General features: G+C 43.3%; 27 protein-coding genes. 26 read left to right on the top strand and 1 reads right to left on the bottom strand.

Annotated features, from left to right (window positions below):
* Positions 1–46: 46 nt before the first annotated feature.
* The 13 genes from KHQ31_RS06965 (at position 47) to tsaD (ending at position 9,054) form a co-directional block, all read left to right on the top strand.
* Complete coding sequence (locus KHQ31_RS06965) at positions 47–358, top strand: YbaB/EbfC family nucleoid-associated protein (protein ID WP_213408857.1); 312 nt, start codon at positions 47–49, stop codon at positions 356–358.
* Between the two features lie 31 nt (positions 359–389).
* A complete protein-coding gene (recR, locus tag KHQ31_RS06960; RefSeq protein WP_213408856.1) occupies positions 390–989 on the top strand; it encodes a recombination mediator RecR in 600 nt (199 codons plus the stop codon).
* A gap of 3 nt (positions 990–992) precedes the next feature.
* Positions 993–1,250 carry a YaaL family protein gene (locus tag KHQ31_RS06955; RefSeq protein WP_213408855.1) on the top strand — a complete coding sequence of 86 codons (258 nt, stop codon included), beginning with the start codon at positions 993–995 and terminating at the stop codon, positions 1,248–1,250.
* Positions 1,251–1,444: 194 nt separating this feature from the next.
* The gene (gene tmk, locus KHQ31_RS06950; RefSeq protein WP_213408854.1) at positions 1,445–2,095 is read left to right on the top strand and encodes a dTMP kinase; all 651 of its coding nucleotides are present in this window, start codon (positions 1,445–1,447) and stop codon (positions 2,093–2,095) included.
* Between the two features lie 4 nt (positions 2,096–2,099).
* Positions 2,100–2,429 (top strand): cyclic-di-AMP receptor, encoded by a 330-nt coding sequence (locus tag KHQ31_RS06945; protein ID WP_213408853.1) that lies wholly within the window; start codon positions 2,100–2,102, stop codon positions 2,427–2,429.
* Positions 2,430–2,502: 73 nt separating this feature from the next.
* The gene (locus tag KHQ31_RS06940) at positions 2,503–3,501 is read left to right on the top strand and encodes a DNA polymerase III subunit delta' (RefSeq protein WP_213408852.1); all 999 of its coding nucleotides are present in this window, start codon (positions 2,503–2,505) and stop codon (positions 3,499–3,501) included.
* 11 nt (positions 3,502–3,512) lie between these two features.
* Positions 3,513–4,385, top strand: coding sequence for a 16S rRNA (cytidine(1402)-2'-O)-methyltransferase (gene rsmI, locus KHQ31_RS06935; RefSeq protein WP_213408851.1), 873 nt, complete (start codon positions 3,513–3,515; stop codon positions 4,383–4,385).
* Positions 4,378–5,142: an acyl-[acyl-carrier-protein] thioesterase gene (locus KHQ31_RS06930; protein WP_213408850.1), complete on the top strand. Its 765-nt coding sequence runs from the start codon at positions 4,378–4,380 to the stop codon at positions 5,140–5,142. The genes rsmI and KHQ31_RS06930 overlap by 8 nt, the downstream gene beginning before the upstream one ends.
* Before the next feature lie 4 nt (positions 5,143–5,146).
* The gene (gene galE / locus KHQ31_RS06925) at positions 5,147–6,136 is read left to right on the top strand and encodes a UDP-glucose 4-epimerase GalE (protein ID WP_213408849.1); all 990 of its coding nucleotides are present in this window, start codon (positions 5,147–5,149) and stop codon (positions 6,134–6,136) included.
* A 154-nt stretch (positions 6,137–6,290) separates the two neighbouring features.
* Positions 6,291–7,016 (top strand): tRNA (adenosine(37)-N6)-threonylcarbamoyltransferase complex dimerization subunit type 1 TsaB, encoded by a 726-nt coding sequence (gene tsaB, locus KHQ31_RS06920; protein ID WP_213408848.1) that lies wholly within the window; start codon positions 6,291–6,293, stop codon positions 7,014–7,016.
* Positions 7,000–7,578, top strand: coding sequence for a GNAT family N-acetyltransferase (locus tag KHQ31_RS06915; RefSeq protein WP_213408847.1), 579 nt, complete (start codon positions 7,000–7,002; stop codon positions 7,576–7,578). Before tsaB ends, KHQ31_RS06915 begins: the two co-directional genes overlap by 17 nt.
* On the top strand, positions 7,575–8,027 hold the full coding sequence (gene rimI, locus KHQ31_RS06910) for a ribosomal protein S18-alanine N-acetyltransferase (RefSeq protein ID WP_213408846.1): 453 nt from the start codon (positions 7,575–7,577) through the stop codon (positions 8,025–8,027). The genes KHQ31_RS06915 and rimI overlap by 4 nt, the downstream gene beginning before the upstream one ends.
* Positions 8,017–9,054 carry a tRNA (adenosine(37)-N6)-threonylcarbamoyltransferase complex transferase subunit TsaD gene (gene tsaD, locus KHQ31_RS06905; RefSeq protein ID WP_213408845.1) on the top strand — a complete coding sequence of 346 codons (1,038 nt, stop codon included), beginning with the start codon at positions 8,017–8,019 and terminating at the stop codon, positions 9,052–9,054. The genes rimI and tsaD overlap by 11 nt, the downstream gene beginning before the upstream one ends.
* A gap of 100 nt (positions 9,055–9,154) precedes the next feature.
* Here tsaD and KHQ31_RS06900 read toward each other — a convergent pair whose 3' ends face one another.
* Complete coding sequence (locus tag KHQ31_RS06900) at positions 9,155–10,147, bottom strand: polyprenyl synthetase family protein (protein WP_264336085.1); 993 nt, start codon at positions 10,145–10,147, stop codon at positions 9,155–9,157.
* Positions 10,148–10,583: 436 nt separating this feature from the next.
* On the opposite strand from KHQ31_RS06900, the gene rpsJ reads away from it, so the two are divergent.
* The 13 genes from rpsJ (at position 10,584) to rplX (ending at position 16,455) form a co-directional block, all read left to right on the top strand.
* Positions 10,584–10,892, top strand: coding sequence for a 30S ribosomal protein S10 (rpsJ, locus tag KHQ31_RS06895; protein WP_213408844.1), 309 nt, complete (start codon positions 10,584–10,586; stop codon positions 10,890–10,892).
* Positions 10,893–10,983: 91 nt separating this feature from the next.
* Positions 10,984–11,610 carry a 50S ribosomal protein L3 gene (gene rplC / locus KHQ31_RS06890; RefSeq protein WP_009765040.1) on the top strand — a complete coding sequence of 209 codons (627 nt, stop codon included), beginning with the start codon at positions 10,984–10,986 and terminating at the stop codon, positions 11,608–11,610.
* A gap of 24 nt (positions 11,611–11,634) precedes the next feature.
* Complete coding sequence (gene rplD, locus KHQ31_RS06885) at positions 11,635–12,258, top strand: 50S ribosomal protein L4 (protein ID WP_213408843.1); 624 nt, start codon at positions 11,635–11,637, stop codon at positions 12,256–12,258.
* Positions 12,258–12,545 (top strand): 50S ribosomal protein L23, encoded by a 288-nt coding sequence (gene rplW, locus KHQ31_RS06880; RefSeq protein ID WP_213408842.1) that lies wholly within the window; start codon positions 12,258–12,260, stop codon positions 12,543–12,545. The genes rplD and rplW overlap by 1 nt, the downstream gene beginning before the upstream one ends.
* Positions 12,546–12,572: 27 nt before the next feature.
* On the top strand, positions 12,573–13,406 hold the full coding sequence (rplB, locus tag KHQ31_RS06875; RefSeq protein ID WP_213408841.1) for a 50S ribosomal protein L2: 834 nt from the start codon (positions 12,573–12,575) through the stop codon (positions 13,404–13,406).
* Between the two features lie 53 nt (positions 13,407–13,459).
* The gene (gene rpsS / locus KHQ31_RS06870; protein WP_009765036.1) at positions 13,460–13,741 is read left to right on the top strand and encodes a 30S ribosomal protein S19; all 282 of its coding nucleotides are present in this window, start codon (positions 13,460–13,462) and stop codon (positions 13,739–13,741) included.
* Positions 13,742–13,757: 16 nt separating this feature from the next.
* Positions 13,758–14,105 carry a 50S ribosomal protein L22 gene (gene rplV / locus KHQ31_RS06865; protein ID WP_213408840.1) on the top strand — a complete coding sequence of 116 codons (348 nt, stop codon included), beginning with the start codon at positions 13,758–13,760 and terminating at the stop codon, positions 14,103–14,105.
* A gap of 13 nt (positions 14,106–14,118) precedes the next feature.
* On the top strand, positions 14,119–14,787 hold the full coding sequence (gene rpsC, locus KHQ31_RS06860) for a 30S ribosomal protein S3 (RefSeq protein WP_213408839.1): 669 nt from the start codon (positions 14,119–14,121) through the stop codon (positions 14,785–14,787).
* 1 nt (position 14,788) lies between these two features.
* On the top strand, positions 14,789–15,208 hold the full coding sequence (rplP, locus tag KHQ31_RS06855; RefSeq protein WP_009765033.1) for a 50S ribosomal protein L16: 420 nt from the start codon (positions 14,789–14,791) through the stop codon (positions 15,206–15,208).
* Complete coding sequence (rpmC, locus tag KHQ31_RS06850) at positions 15,208–15,414, top strand: 50S ribosomal protein L29 (RefSeq protein ID WP_213408838.1); 207 nt, start codon at positions 15,208–15,210, stop codon at positions 15,412–15,414. The genes rplP and rpmC overlap by 1 nt, the downstream gene beginning before the upstream one ends.
* Positions 15,415–15,433: 19 nt before the next feature.
* The gene (gene rpsQ, locus KHQ31_RS06845; protein WP_213408837.1) at positions 15,434–15,700 is read left to right on the top strand and encodes a 30S ribosomal protein S17; all 267 of its coding nucleotides are present in this window, start codon (positions 15,434–15,436) and stop codon (positions 15,698–15,700) included.
* A 44-nt stretch (positions 15,701–15,744) separates the two neighbouring features.
* On the top strand, positions 15,745–16,113 hold the full coding sequence (rplN, locus tag KHQ31_RS06840; protein WP_009765030.1) for a 50S ribosomal protein L14: 369 nt from the start codon (positions 15,745–15,747) through the stop codon (positions 16,111–16,113).
* 33 nt (positions 16,114–16,146) lie between these two features.
* The gene (rplX, locus tag KHQ31_RS06835) at positions 16,147–16,455 is read left to right on the top strand and encodes a 50S ribosomal protein L24 (protein ID WP_009765029.1); all 309 of its coding nucleotides are present in this window, start codon (positions 16,147–16,149) and stop codon (positions 16,453–16,455) included.
* Positions 16,456–16,458: the final 3 nt, after the last annotated feature.

Raw genomic sequence — 16,458 nt, 5'->3', positions numbered from 1 at the left:
AGAATAATTCTTACAATAAAAACATAAACAAGAAAAGAGGCCTACTATGTTCGGTGGACAAAACATGCAACAAATGATGAAGCAAATGAAGAAGATGCAATCACAAATGCAAGAAGAACAAGCTGCGATTGCGGAAACAGAATACCTAGGAAAGTCACCAGAAGACTTGGTTATTGCTAAGTTCAACGGAGACCGTCAATTGCTAGACTTGCAAATCAAGTCAGATGTTATTGATCCAGAAGATCCAGAAGAATTGTCAGACATGGTTGTGATGGCTGTGAACGATGCTTTGGCAAAGGTTGAAGCTGATTCTCAAAAGCGTCTAGGAAAGTTTGCACCACAAGGAATGGGCTTCTAAGCTCATTTTGAATTAAGAAAGCAGGAATGACATGCAATATCCAGAACCGATTGCGAAGTTGATTGATAGTTTTACAAAATTGCCTGGAATTGGGATTAAGACAGCTACTCGGCTTGCCTTTCATGTCATTAACATGCCAGAAGATGATGTGACTGGTTTTGCGCAAGCGTTGATTTCAGCGAAACGTGACCTGCGTTTTTGTAGTATCTGTGGGAACTTAACAGAAGCAGATCCTTGTATGATTTGTACAGATACTACCCGTGATCAAACAACAGTGTTGGTGATTGCGGACGTAAAGGACTTGATGGCGATTGAAAATGCTGGTGAATACCGTGGGTTGTACCATGTGCTTCACGGTGTTTTGTCACCATTAGCTGGAGTTGGACCTGATGACATAAACATTGATTCACTTGTGACGCGTCTACAACGTCATGAAGAGATTCAAGAAATTATTGTGGCAACGAACGCAAACGCTGAAGGGGAAGCGACTGCGATGTACTTGTCACGTTTATTGAAGCCCGCAGGAATCAAGGTGTCTCGTTTGGCAACTGGTTTGTCAGTGGGTAGTGATATTGACTATGCAGACGAAATCACATTGATTAAGGCAGTTGAGGGAAGAACGGAGTTGTAGTATATGGGATTATTTCGTCGACCAAAATTAGATTCACAGGCGTATGATGATCAATTAGTAGAAATTATTAATGATGCTAAGTATGATTATGAAAAAGCGCGTTTAACACAAAATGCAATGTTTGAAAGTAATGTAGATACACGTAAGGTATTGGCTGAAACAGCCCGCGCTAAACAAACCTACTTCTTCTTATTGCGTGCAGCGCGTGAACGTAATATGCGTGGTCGTTGGTCTACCGCATTTGAACATCCAGAACGCTAACAAAAAAGCTCTCGAATTTAGATTCGGGAGTTTTTTGTTTGTCTCTAGTTTCCACAACTATGAGTTGAAGACGAGATAAACTGCGGTTTTCCTAGTGTTTTACGTATTATGATTTAGTAAACGTTCTAATATTTAAATGATTATTTGATATAATAGAAACTAATTATAGAAACAATAGAAGGTAGGAATCACATATGACGGCGGGATTATTTATTTCACTTGAAGGACCAGATGGTGCTGGGAAGACTTCAGTGTTAAATGCGTTACTTGAACGTGTTGAGCCATTATTGGGTGAACGTCTATTAGTAACACGTGAACCGGGTGGAAATAACAATCAAGTAGCAGAAGCGATTCGTGAAGTCGTACTGAGTCCAGAATTACCAACGATGGATCCAATGACTGAAGCGTTATTGATTGCGGCAGCACGTCGTGAACACGTCACAAAAACAATTCGACCAGCATTGGCTGCAGGTAAGGTTGTTTTAACTGATCGTTACGTTGATAGCTCAATCGCTTATCAAGGTGGTGGGCGTGAATTGGGTGTCCAAGAAGTTTCAGACATCAATGCTTATGCCATTGAGGGGCTAATGCCTAAGGCAACAATTTACTTGGATTTGGACCCAGCAGTTGGGTTAGCACGTATTCAAAATACACGTCAAGATGAAGTGAATCGTTTGGACGTTGAAGCACTTAGTTTTCATGAACGTGTAACAGGTGCTTATCGTGAACTAGTCAAAGCAAACCCAGAACGATTCCATGTCATTGATGCTTCACAACCATTGGCAGATGTGATTGAATCAGCATGGGAAACACTGCAACGTATTTTAGCTACTGAGGAGGATTAAGACAATGAAGATGATTACAGCGATTGTACAAGATCAAGATGCGAACGTACTAACAAAAGCCCTTGTGGCTGCGGGGTTCCAAGCAACTCGTTTGGCCTCAACAGGAAGTTTTTTGCGTGCCGGAAACACAACATTTATCATGGGTGTGCAAGACGAACAACTTGATGACGCCTTGGCATTGATTTCTGAAAATGCGAAGACACGTAGTCAAGTGATGACACCAGCGATGAACCCTGGGACAGTAATGGAATCTGTTGTGACAGAACCATTGAATGTTCAAATCGGTGGGGCAACAGTGTTTGTCCAAAACGTTGAACAATTCCACCACTTCTAAAGTGTGGAAACAACTAGATAACGAACCATTAGATGACCTTGAAAGAAATACGACAGAGTGAGGAGGATGAGCGATGGCTGATGATGCAGCTGTAGGAATTATTGACACAGCCCATACGCAACAACCACAGTTAGTTGCCCAGTTTAAAAACGCAATTGCAAGTAACCAACTCGCGCATGCTTTCTTATTCTCAGGTCCAGCTGGCCGTGGTCAATTAGATGTTGCCACTTGGTTAGCAATGCGCTTGCTGTGTGAAGCACCGACTGACGCTGGTGACCCAGATGGGACATGTATCAATTGCATGCGTATTGCTAAGGATGAACATCCAGACGTCTTAGTTGTTCGTCCAGAAGGTAAGTCATTAAAGATTGACCAAATTCGTACCTTGAAAGATGAGTTTTCTAAGAAGGCAGTGGAAAGTAGTCAAAAGGTATTCATTATCGTTGGTGCCGATACCATGACAACGAGTGCTGCAAACGGGCTTTTGAAGTTTATGGAAGAACCCGCGGGGCCACAAACTGCAATTTTGTTAGCGGAACATCGTAGTCAAATGTTGCCAACTATCATCTCACGTACGCAAGTCATTGAATTTAACGCTGGTGATAGTGCACAACTAGAGAAACAATTGTTAGCGCTTGGCTACACGAATGATGAGCTACAACTAGTGCGCCTGTTAACGGATAGTGTACAAGAAGCCCAGACATGGTTAGAGGATGATTGGTTTAAAAACGTGCAAGATGTCATGACTAAAATGATGAATGCATTATTGAAGAACCAAGGAAGTGCCATTAGTTTGGTGCAAACTGATTTAACTGCCTTGGCTAAAACACCGGAGCAACAAAATACAATCTTGGATATCTTTGCGCAAGCATGGCGTGATCAAATGATGCGACAGCTTGTCGCTGGATATCAACCAAGCTTTGCTGGTATAACGGCAGTAGCGCCATTAGATGATGTGATGGCTGTGATTGACAATGTGACTAAGGCACGTCAACGCCGTCAGTTAAACATTAACTTTCAAACCGTGATGGAAGCGTTAGTCCTTGAAGCGCAATTTAAATTGATGAAATAGTAGGTAAAAACATGCAACAACAAAAAAGTTATGCCAAGCATGAGGTTGGAACACTGTACTTAGTGCCCACGCCGATTGGTAATTTAGGTGATATGACAGTACGTGCTATTGATACATTGAAAGATGTTGATTTGATTGCGGCTGAAGATACACGTCACACCCAACAATTGTTGAACCAATTTGATATTGAAACACGTCAAATTTCGTTCCATGAACACAATAAAGAAGCGCGTATTCCTGAACTTGTTGAACGTTTGACGCAAGGAACGAATCTTGCGCAAGTTTCAGATGCAGGAATGCCATCAATTTCTGATCCAGGTCAAGAATTGGTTGCGGCCGCATTGGCAGCTGATATCCCAGTTGTACCGCTACCAGGTGCATCTGCAGGGATTACCGCCTTGGTTGCGAGTGGACTTGTACCACAACCATTTACATTCTATGGCTTCTTGCCACGTAAGAATTCAGAACAACAAGAAGCGTTGACGAACTTGTTGACGCATCAAGAAACAATGTTGTTCTATGAAGCACCACATCGTTTGGGGAAGACACTACAAAACATTGTGAAGGTCTTTGGACCTGATCGCCAAGTCGTGCTTGCACGTGAATTGACGAAACGTTATGAAGAATTCATTCGTGGAACGGCTGAAGAAGTTGCTGAATGGGCTCAAACTCAAGAAGTACGTGGAGAATTTGTGGTTATGACAGCTGGAAACAGTGAAGCTGTGACAGCACAAAACGATGATCCATTGGCTGAGTTAACACCAATTGAAGCAGTTCAAGCTTTAGTTGATGGTGGAATGAAGACAACTGCAGCGGTCAAACAAATTGCCAAGACACGTGAATTAGATCGCCAACGACTATATACGGAGTTTAACAATGCCTAAAGTATTTACGACACAACATACAATTCAATATTACGAAGCTGATGCGAAGCAACAAGTAACGTTACCAATGTTGATTAATGTGTCGTTAGAAGCATCAACACAACAGGCAGCGTCACTAAACATTGGTGAAGAAGAAGTACACGCGCAAGGATTAGGCTGGATTATCCTTGAAACAGCCGTGAAGATTACACGACTACCACATGTTCATGATCAAGTGACTGTGAAAACGTGGGTTGAAGAAGCGAATAGTTTCTTCAGTATTCGTCACTTTGAAGTACTCAAAGGGGATGACGTATTAGTTGAAATTAAAATGTTATTTGCACTACTAGACATGACAAGTCGTAAGTTAACACGTATTCCAGAACACTTCATCGCAGCGTTAGAGCCACATGAAGTAAAGCGTGTTGCACGACTTGCTAAGAATGCGATGTGGGCTGACGGTGATGTGTGGTCAGGGACACAAGAGTATGCAGTGCGGTATAATGATATTGATACTAACTTACATGTTAATAATTCACGTTATTATGAGTGGGTATCTGATGTGCTAGGCGCGGCCTTTCTAGCTGAAATGGAACCACGCGAAGTCATCATTCGATTTGAGCAAGAAGTGGGGATGCACGACGTTGTAATGTCTAAGTGCCAACGCGATGATATGACAACGAAGCATCAAATTTGGGCAGGGGACACGTTATCAGCGCAAGCTAATGTCGTGTGGCAAGTATCAGATATGCCAAACCCTTTTAAAAATAAGGAGTAATACCATGACAACATTAATTTTAGGTGGTGCAGGATACATCGGTTCACACATGGTGGATACGATGCTAGCAGCAGGACGCGACGTCGTTGTTGTGGACAACTTGCTAACAGGACACCGTGAATCAGTTCCAGCTGGCGTACCTTTCTACGAAGTTGACATTCGTGACAAGGCCGCTCTTTCAGAAGTGTTTGATAAGGAAGATATTGACCAAGTTGTGCACTTTGCAGCATCATCAATTGTGCCAGAATCAATGACTGATCCATTGAAGTACTTTGATAACAACACTGGTGGGATGATTACATTGCTTGAAGTGATGATTGAACATGATGTTAAGGACATTGTCTTCTCATCTACAGCCGCCACTTACGGTGAACCTGAAGATGCGTTGATTTTGGAAACAACACCACAAAACCCAATCAATCCATATGGTGAATCAAAGTTACAAATGGAACACATGATTCAATGGGCCGAAAAGGCTTATGGGATGAAGTGGGTTGCATTGCGTTACTTTAACGTAGCTGGTGCGAAGGCTGATGGATCAATTGGGGAAGATCACCCAGTTGAAACACACTTGGTACCAATCATCTTGCAAGCAGCTTTGGGACAACGTGACAAGATCATGATGTTCGGGGATGACTACAAGACACCAGATGGCTTCAACGTACGTGATTATGTCCACGTTATGGACTTGGTTGCTGCACACGTTAAGGCTTTGGATTACTTGGCTGCTGATAAGCCATCTGAAGCCTTTAACTTGGGGTCAGCATCTGGTTACTCAGTTAAGGAAATGGTTGAAGCTGCACGTACAGCTACAGGTGTTGATATTCCAGCCGAAGTTGGACCACGCCGTGCTGGTGACCCAGATTCATTGGTGGCATCATCACAAAAGGCCCGTGAATTGCTTGGATGGGAACCACAATACGAAAACGTCGAAGATATTATTAAAACTGCGTGGAACTGGATGCAAAAGCACCCACACGGATACGCAAAGTAAAACACAAACCGAAGGTCTAAGGACTTTCGGTTTTTTGTTTGGCCATATAACCGATAAAAAGTGGGTTTCACAGGGGAAAAAGCAGCCTTAACCTTTTTTTATATACTTAAAAGCATTAAAATAGAAAGATAAGAAATTCATAAGGAGCCGACCAATGACGAAAACAATTGCTTTTGATACGAGTAACCAACCGTTAAGTGTGGCGTTATTAGACGCGAATAATGTTATCGCGCAAATTGAAACAAATATTAGTCGGAATCAATCAGAACAATTATTGCCGGCGATTGATCAATTAGTGATGGATGCCGGTTGGCAACCAACTGACTTAGATCGTGTTGTGGTTAGTGCTGGACCAGGTTCATACACCGGCCTACGTATTGGTGTCACAACAGCTAAAACATTGGCATATACGTTAGGAATTGAATTAGCAGGTGTATCTAGCCTAGGTCTATTGGCGACCAATGTAACTGATACAGATGCGTTAATCGTACCGATGATGGATGCCCGTAATGATAATATGTATGCAGCGGCGTATGAATGGGTTGATGGTACATTAAGTGCCGTACTTGATGACCAACATACTAATATCGAAGCGCTATTGGCACGTCTGGCAGACTTTTCAGGTCGTGAACTTGTGTTCGTAGGTGATTTGGATCGTTTTGCAGAACGTATTCAAGCAATGTATCCCAATGCGACATTAGCCACAGACAATGTGCCACATGCGGCGCATGCAGTGAAGCTAGTTAAGGCTGATAGTGTGTTGACTAACGTGGATGATATTCATCAATTTGTACCAAACTATCACCGACTATCACAAGCAGAGGCAGATTGGGCGCGTGCACATCCCGAGGAAGAGGTGGGCTATGTGGAACGCGTTTAAACGATGGTTAGAAAGTCGCCGCCAACAAGTCGTTGTTGAAACGGAAGTTGAAACAACACAAGAAGTACAAGTGAATGGTTTTTCATTTCGTATGATGACAGCCGATTTTGAAGATATTGATGACTTGGTCGCACTAGAACAAACAGTCTATGGGGAATCATTAGCCTGGACTGGCGATATCTTCCGTGATGATCTACAAAATAAGCCTGAACGTCAATATATTATCTTGCGCCAACCAGAAACCAACTCGTTGGTTGGGTATATCGGGCTTGAAGTCTTGCCGGATGCAAACCAAGTACACATTACTAGTGTGACAATTGCGCCGCATTGGCAAGGGCGTGCTGTTGGGACGTTCTTGATGACTTATATTATGCTTTGGGCACAACGTGAAGCATTTGCTGAAGCGTACTTAGAAGTGCGTGCGTCTGATGAAGATGCACAACGCTTCTATGGCCGTCTAGGGTTTGAACAAACAGACGTATTAGCCGATTATTACGATATTGGTGAAGATGCTTATGTCATGCATCATGCACTGGATCGATATCAAGGTGACTTTGGATGATCACATACCGTAAGCCAATCGATGCATTAGAAATTTTCACACTCGCTGATCAATCATTTGAAGGTAGTCCATGGACGCAAAAAGCGTTTGAAACAGATCTAGCGAATAAGTGGACTGATTATTCTGTCTTGTTGCAAGACAATGAACCGGTAGGGTTCGCAAGTGGGACTTTAATTGCAGACGAACTATCTATTAGTCATGTGGCGATTATTAAGGCACAACAAGGTCTAGGATTAGGAAAGATACTATTAAGTGAATGGTTAGCGCATTTCCCTGCTAATACACGTGCTTTGTTAGAAGTTCGTGCGGGGAATCAAGCTGCGCGCCGTTTATATGAAAAAATTGGTTTTACAAGTTATTATGTACGTGAAGGATACTATCACAATCCGACTGAAGATGCGGTAATGATGGAATACTTCACAACAGGAAAGGAATCTCATGACAGCTAAACGATTAATCATGGCGTTTGAATCAAGTGCCGATGAAACCAGTGTGGCGATTATCGCTGATGGTAATGAAATTGTTAGTCTAGCAACGGCAACCCAAATTAAGAGTCATCAACGTTTTGGTGGAATTGTTCCTGAAGTGGCTAGTCGTCACCATATTGAACAAGTGACCATTTTGGCTGATGCAGCATTGACTGATGCTGGTTTAACTTATGACGATTTGACTGCGATTGCAGTAACCCAAGGACCTGGTTTGGTTGGGGCGCTTTTGATTGGGGTGACGGCCGCAAAAACAATTGCGTGGGCCCACAACCTACCGTTAGTACCCGTTATCCATCTGGCAGGGCACATTAGCGCGGCTAACTTCGTGGCGCCAATTGAATACCCTGCGTTAGCTTTAATGGTCTCTGGTGGACATACAGAGCTTGTACTAATGCGTAGTGAATTTGATTACATGGTCGTTGGTGATACACGTGATGATGCGGCCGGAGAAGCCTACGACAAGGTTGGGCGTGTTATGGGCTTGCCATATCCATCTGGTAAAGTATTAGATGAAATGGCACACCAAGGGCAAGACACATACAACCTACCGCGTGCAATGGTTAAGGAAGATAACTTTGATTTCTCATTCTCAGGATTGAAGAGTTCAGTGATTAACCTGCTACACAATGCTGAACAACGTGGTGAGGACATCGATGAAATCAACCTTGCCGCAAGTTTCCAGGCTGCGGTAATTGAAGTGTTGGTAACAAAAACACGTCGTGCGCTACAAGAATACCCAGTAAAGAGCTTTATCGTTGCTGGGGGAGTGGCTGCGAATAAGGGATTACGTGCTGAATTGACAAACATGATGGCTGATTTCCCAGAAACAACTTATCTTCCAGTGCCACTAGCTTTGGCTGGTGACAATGCTGCGATGATTGGTGCAGCGGGAGATATTGCTTACCGTCATGATGTACGTGGCGACTGGCGATTGAATGCCAACCCAGGTTTGGAATTCCCATACCTAGAAGATGAAGAACTAGATTAGTTCAAACGACAACTAGGTTTTATGCGATAAATGTAATAAAGAATAAACAACAAACAACAAACAAAAAGACCGATACTCGTATGAGTATCGGTCTTTTTAACTAATCTTGACGTGAAATCAACTTTGCTTGTAGATCCATCAAGATATCTTTACTATCGCTGTCAGGTAGTAGGTCTAACATATCGTCCGCTTTGTTAGCGTAATCCAAAGCTAATTCCTTAGCCTCATCTAACGCACCAGAACTAATAACGTAATCAGCAACGGCTTGAGCTTCATCATCTGTGATGTCAAAGCGCTTAGCTAATGTATCTCCTAGTGCAGGGTTCTTTTCTAACGCTATTAGTAATGGGGCAGAGTAGATTCCTTCACGTAGATCATTTAGCGTTGGCTTACCGAGTGTTGAACTATCGTTTTCATAATCTAGGATGTCATCAGCGATTTGGAAGGCCATCCCTAGGTTGTAAGCGAATGTTGTTAGGTTAGATACAACAGACTCAGGTGTTTCGGGGGCTGTTGATGTTCCTAAGCGAATCGCTAATTCAAACAGGCTAGCTGTCTTTCCGGCAATTTGAGTTAGATAGTCAGAAAGCGTCATATCTAAACGATAGTAATTAGAACGCTGTTCTAGTTCTCCTTGTAGGAGATCGCTTAGATAAGTAGTTGCCATACGACTTGTCTTTAAATCGTCGATATGCCAAGCAAGTAAGCTGAATGTCTTAGCGAATAGCACGTCACCAGCGTAAACGGCGATATCTTTCCCGAATTGTGCTTGCATTGATGGTTGGTGACGACGCAATGGTGAGTCGTCAATAATGTCATCATGAATAAGTGAAGCGGAATGAAGAATCTCAACACTGGCTGCTAACGCGATTAAGTTTTTATGGTTATGTGGAGCAAATTGACCAGCAAGTAATGTTAGGGCAGGGCGTAAGAACTTCCCGCGACCAGTCATCATCTTGATTAAAGCAGCTTGAACATCTTTGTTGTTCACATCAAGGCTTTCTTCAATCAATTCACTTACGGCTGTTAGATCTTCCTTCAATGTTGGAAAGTCATCCCACATTGAATGTAATTTATGACTAGGCGTCGCCATGGTGTGATTCCCTTCTTTTGTCTGCTTTAAGCAACGTATTTTATGATATTTAGTGTAAACTATTCCGTACAAAAAGTCAGGTTAATTTTCTGTTAAACAAGACTTTTTTAACAACTTCCTACTATATAAATGTACCGAATTATATTCGTTTATTTTTATGTAAAAAAGTTGAAAGCGGAACCACAAAAATAAATAAATAAATGTTCCAAAAACCCTTGTTATTAATAGATTTATCTAGTATTATAGTCAAGTACGTTATTTCAGGGGGCGTAAAAGCCCATCTAAACTACGTAATAATAAATAGCTTTGATGTGAGAGGTTGCGACACACCCGGCAGCATTGCCACGAGGTCCCAGCCATGGTGCCCTCGGATGGTGCGTCGGTAACTTTCACGGAGTTAGTTGCATATTCCAATATGGACGAAGGGAGAATTATCATGGCAAGTAAGAAAATCCGTATCCGTTTGAAGGCATACGAACACGAAATCTTGGATGCATCAGCAGAAAAGATCGTGGAAACAGCAAAGCGTACAGGGGCTGAAATTTCAGGTCCAATTCCTTTGCCAACAGAACGTACTTTGTACACTGTTTTGAGCTCACCACACAAGCACAAGGATACACGTGAACAATTCGAAATGCGCACACACAAGCGTTTGATCGATATCTTGAATCCTACTGCTAAGACAGTTGATGCTTTGTCAAAGCTTGAACTACCTAGTGGTGTTAATATCGAAATCAAGTTGTAATTTGAATTTTAAATATTAACAACTTGCCTGGTTAAGCATTTAACTGACCAAAAGCTAAAGATGTTATATCTATTATTTAAGGAGATTAGTCATGACAACTAAGGGTATCTTAGGCCGCAAAGTCGGCATGACTCAGGTATTTACTGAGAACGGTGAACTTATTCCAGTTACTGTAATTGAAGCTACGCCAAACGTTGTTTTCCAAGTTAAGTCTATGGAAAACGATGGTTACGAAGCTATTCAACTAGGTTTCGACGATAAGCGTGCTGTTTTGAGCAACAAGCCTGAGCAAGGTCACGCCGCTAAGGCAAACACGACCCCTAAGCGCTACATTCGTGAGATTCGTAACGCTGAAGGTGAATTTAACGTTGGGGATGAAGTTAAGGTTGATATCTTCGCCGCTGGTGAAGCTGTTGACGTTACTGGAATCACAAAGGGTCATGGTTTCCAAGGAAACATCAAGAAGGACGGACAATCACGTGGGCCTATGTCTCACGGATCACGTTACCACCGTCGACCTGGTTCAATGGGTGCTGTTATCAACCGCGTGTTCAAGGGTAAGAAGTTGCCAGGACGTATGGGAAACCACAAGCGTACTGTTCAAAACTTGCAAGTTGTTCGCGTTGATGTTGAAAACAACGTGATCTTGGTTAAGGGAAACGTTCCTGGAGCCAACAAGTCACTAGTTACTGTTAAGAATTCAGTAAAAGCTAAGTAATAAGGTCGAAAGGAGGAATTAAACATGACTAAGATTGCTATGTTTAAGCAAGATGGTTCAAATGCTGGTGAAATCGAGTTGAATGACGCGATTTTCGCTATCGAACCAAACAACGATGTCATTACTGACGCAGTTTTGATGCAACGTGCATCAATGCGTCAAGGTACACACGCCGTAAAGAACCGCTCAGCTGTTCGTGGTGGTGGGCGTAAGCCATGGCGTCAAAAGGGTACTGGACGTGCTCGTCAAGGATCAATCCGTTCTCCACAATGGCGTGGTGGTGGAATTGTCTTTGGACCTACTCCACGTTCATATGCCTACAAGATGCCTAAGAAGGCATACCGTTTGGCTTTGAAGTCAGTATTGTCACAAAAGGTTTTGGATTCAGCTTTGGTTGTTGTTGATGCTTTGTCATTCGACGCACCTAAGACTAAGGAATTCATCAAGGTTTTGGACAACTTGAACGTAAACGAAAAGACGTTGGTAGTCTTGGACGATAACAACACAAACGCAGCTTTGGCAGCACGTAACTTGAACAACGTGACTGTAATGACTGCTAAGGGTGTTAACGTTCTTGACGTAATCAACAACGATAAGTTGGTTGTTGTACAATCAGCTTTGGCACAGGTTGAGGAGGTCTTGGCATAATGGACGCACGCGATATCATTTTGCGCCCGATCATCACTGAACAAACAGTGGCAGTTTTGGATAACAAGACTTACACTTTTGAAGTTGATGTTCGCGCTACTAAGCCACAAATCAAGCGCGCTATTGAAGAAATTTTCGAAGTTAAAATCGAAAAGATCAATACTGCAAACGTACGTGGTAAGCTAAAGCGTCAAGGACGCTACGCAGGATACACTAAGAAGCGTAAGAAGGCAATTGTTAAGTTGTCATCTGCTTCAAAGGAAATCCAACTATTCAACGAACAATAATAAAAAATAAATTAGGAGGAAATTAGCGTGGCTATCAAGAAATTCAAACCAACCACAAACGGTCGTCGTAATATGACTGGTTCAGATTTTTCTGAAATCACAAAGACTACGCCAGAAAAGACTTTGCTAGATTCAAAGTCAAGTACTGGTGGACGTAACGCCTACGGTCACATGACTGTTCGTCACCGTGGTGGTGGACACAAGCGTCAATACCGTGTTATCGACTTTAAGCGTAACAAGGATGATGTTCCAGCCAAGGTTATCGCGATCGAATACGATCCAAACCGTACTGCTAACATCGCGCTTCTTCACTACACTGACGGAGTTAAGGCTTACATCTTGGCGCCTAAGGGACTAGAAGTTAACACTGTTATCGAATCAGGTCCTGAAGCCGACATCAAGGTCGGAAACGCAATGCCTTTGTCAAACATTCCTGACGGAACGCAAATCCACAACATCGAATTGAAGCCTGGTAAGGGTGGACAATTGGTACGTTCAGCTGGAGCGTCAGCCCAAGTTTTGGGTAAGGAAGGAAAGTACGTACTTGTTCGCCTACAATCTGGTGAAGTACGTATGATCTTGGCAACTTGCCGTGCAACTATCGGTGTTGTCGGAAACGAACAACACTCATTGATCAACTGGGGTAAGGCTGGTCGTAACCGTTGGCGTGGTAAGCGTCCAACAGTTCGTGGATCAGTAATGAACCCTAACGATCACCCACACGGTGGTGGAGAAGGTAAGGCTCCTATCGGACGTCCTTCACCATTGTCACCATGGGGTAAGAAGACTGCCGGTAAGAAGACTCGTAACGTTAATGCTCGCTCAAGCAAGTTTATCGTTCGTGGTCGTAAGGGTAAGTAATCTAAGTCGATTTCGACTTAGTATAGTATAGCAATCGAGAGGAGGACTCAATCATGAGTCGTAGCTTGAAAAAGGGACCTTTTGCTGACGCTAGCTTGTTGAAGAAGGTTGAAGCCGCTAACGCTTCAGAAAAGCAAGCCGTTATCAAGACATGGTCACGTCGTTCAACAATTTTTCCTAGCTTTATCGGATTGACTTTTGCTGTTTATGATGGACGTAAGCACGTTCCAGTTTTGGTCCAAGAAGATATGGTTGGACACAAGTTGGGTGAATTCGTTCCAACACGTACATTCCGTGGACACGCAGCAGACGATAAGAAGACTAAGCGTAAGTAATAAGGAGGACAATACAATGGCTGAACAAATCACGTCAGCACGCGCCACAGCAAACACTGTTCGTGTCGCACCACGTAAGGTCCGCCTTGTGCTTGACCAAGTTCGTGGGAAGTCAGTGGCAGAGGCATTTGCAATTCTAGAATTCTTGCCAAACCACTCTTCATTAGATGTATATAAGGTGTTGAACTCAGCAGTTGCTAACGCTGAGAACAACTTTTCAATGGATCGTGAAGATCTAGTTGTTGCCGAAGCCTTTGCTAACGAAGGACCAACGCTAAAGCGTTTCCGTCCTCGTGCCAAGGGATCAGCTTCAGCGATCAACAAGCGTACAAGCCACATTACTATTGTGGTATCAGAAAAGTAAGGAGGATTGAGTCATGGGTCAAAAGATTAACCCAACCGGTTTTCGTGTCGGTGTCATCCGCGATTGGGATGCCAAGTGGTACGCAGACAAGAAGGACTTCGCAGCTAATCTTCTAGAAGATACTAAGCTACGTAAGTATATCGAGACTAAGTTGGCTGACTCTTCAGTTTCACGTATTGAAATTGAACGTACAGCTAACCGTGTAAACATCTCAATCCACACTGCAAAGCCAGGTATGGTTATTGGTAAGGGTGGATCAGAAGTTGATGCATTGCGTAACCAACTTTCTAAGATGGTTGCCAAGGGTGAACGTGTTCACATCAACATCATTGAGATTAAGAAGCCTGATTTGGAAGCCAAGCTAGTTGGTCAACAAATCGCTGGTGATCTAGAACGCCGTGTTGCTTTCCGTCGCGCTATGCGTGGTGCAATGCAACGTGCAATGCGTTCAGGTGCCAAGGGTATCAAGGTTCAAGTTTCTGGTCGTTTGAATGGTGCAGATATTGCTCGTATTGAACAATATACTGAAGGAACGGTGCCTCTACACACATTGCGTGCAGACATCGACTATTCATGGGACGAAGCAACAACAACTTTCGGTCAACTAGGTGTTAAAACTTGGATTTACCGTGGAGATGTTTTGCCAGAAAAGAAGTCAGTTAAGAAGCAAGGAGGCGAGTAACATGCTAGTACCAAAGCGTGTAAAGTACCGTCGTCCACATCGTGGTCGCATGCGCGGCGAAGCGAAGGGTGGACGCGAGGTATCTTTCGGTGAATTCGGACTACAAGCCACGAGTTCACACTGGATTACTAATCGTCAAATCGAAGCTGCTCGTATTGCAATGACACGTCACATGAAGCGTGGTGGTCAAGTTTGGATCAAGATCTACCCACACTTGTCATACACTTCTAAGGGTGTTGGTGTACGTATGGGTAACGGTAAGGGTTCTCCAGAAGGATGGGTTGCACCTGTCAAGCGTGGAACTGTTATGTTCGAAGTTGGTGGAGTTTCAGAAGAAGTCGCCCGCGAAGCCTTGCGTCTTGCATCTAACAAGTTGCCAGTCCGAACTAAAATCGTGACTCGCCAAATGGAGGGTGAATAATGAAGATCAAGGATCTAAAAAACGAAATCAAGGGTCTAAGTACTGTTGAATTGGTTGCCAAGGAAAAGGCCTACAAGGAAGAATTGTTTAACCTACGCTTCCAACTAGCCACTGGTCAACTTGAAAACACAGCGCGTTTGGCTGAAGTACGTAAGCAAATTGCGCGTATCAAGACTGCCATTCGTCAAGACGAACTAAACAAGTAGACTAGGAGAGGAGACCGATATGACTGAAAATCGTAACGCACGTAAAGTTTACCAAGGACGCGTAGTTTCAGATAAGATGGATAAGACAATCACTGTTGCCATCGAAACTTACAAGAACCATCCTGTATATGGTAAGCGTGTTAAGTACACGAAGAAGTTTAAGGCTCACGACGAGAACAACGAAGCTAAGCAAGGTGATATTGTACGCATCATGGAGACGCGTCCAACATCAGCTACAAAGCGCTTCCGTTTGGTAGAAATCGTCGAGAAGGCTGTTATTATCTAATCGTTAATCTCGAATCTTACCAATAACGGAAGGAGGACAAAATCGTGATTCAACAAGAGAGTCGTTTGAAGGTTGCTGACAATTCAGGTGCCCGTGAGATCCTAACTATTAAGGTTTTGGGTGGATCAGGTCGCAAGTTCGCCGGTATCGGTGACATGATCGTCGCAACTGTTAAGCAAGCTATCCCTGGTGGTACTGTAAAGAAGGGTGACGTCGTTAAGGCCGTTATCGTTCGTACCGTTTCAGGAGTTCACCGTACTGACGGTTCATACATCAAGTTTGACGAAAACGCTGCAGTTATCGTCAAGGATGACAAGAGCCCAGTTGGTACTCGTATTTTCGGACCTGTTGCGCGTGAATTGCGTGACAGTGATTACATGCGAATCGTGTCATTGGCACCTGAAGTATTGTAATTTACCATCACTAAATCAAGGAGGAAGCCTCGCATGTTTGTAAAGACTGGTGACAAGGTTATGGTTATCGCCGGCAAGGACAAGGGTAAGGAAGGCGTTGTTACAAAGACGTTGAAGACTCAAGACCGTGTTGTTGTGGAAGGTGTGAACAAGATTAAGAAGCACCAAAAGCCAAATAACCAATACCCACAAGGTGGAATTATTGAGCTAGAAGCTCCTATCCACGTTTCAAACGTACAATTGCTTGACCCTTCTACTAACGAACCAACAAAGATTGGTTACAAGGTTGAAGATGGTAAGAAGGTACGTTACGCAAAGAAGTCTGGAAAGACTTTAGCATAATTT

It is taken from the genome of Weissella ceti (genome assembly GCF_018394055.1).
In the GTDB taxonomy this organism is placed as follows: domain Bacteria; phylum Bacillota; class Bacilli; order Lactobacillales; family Lactobacillaceae; genus Weissella; species Weissella ceti.
This window is presented reverse-complemented; position numbering and strand designations above follow the sequence as displayed.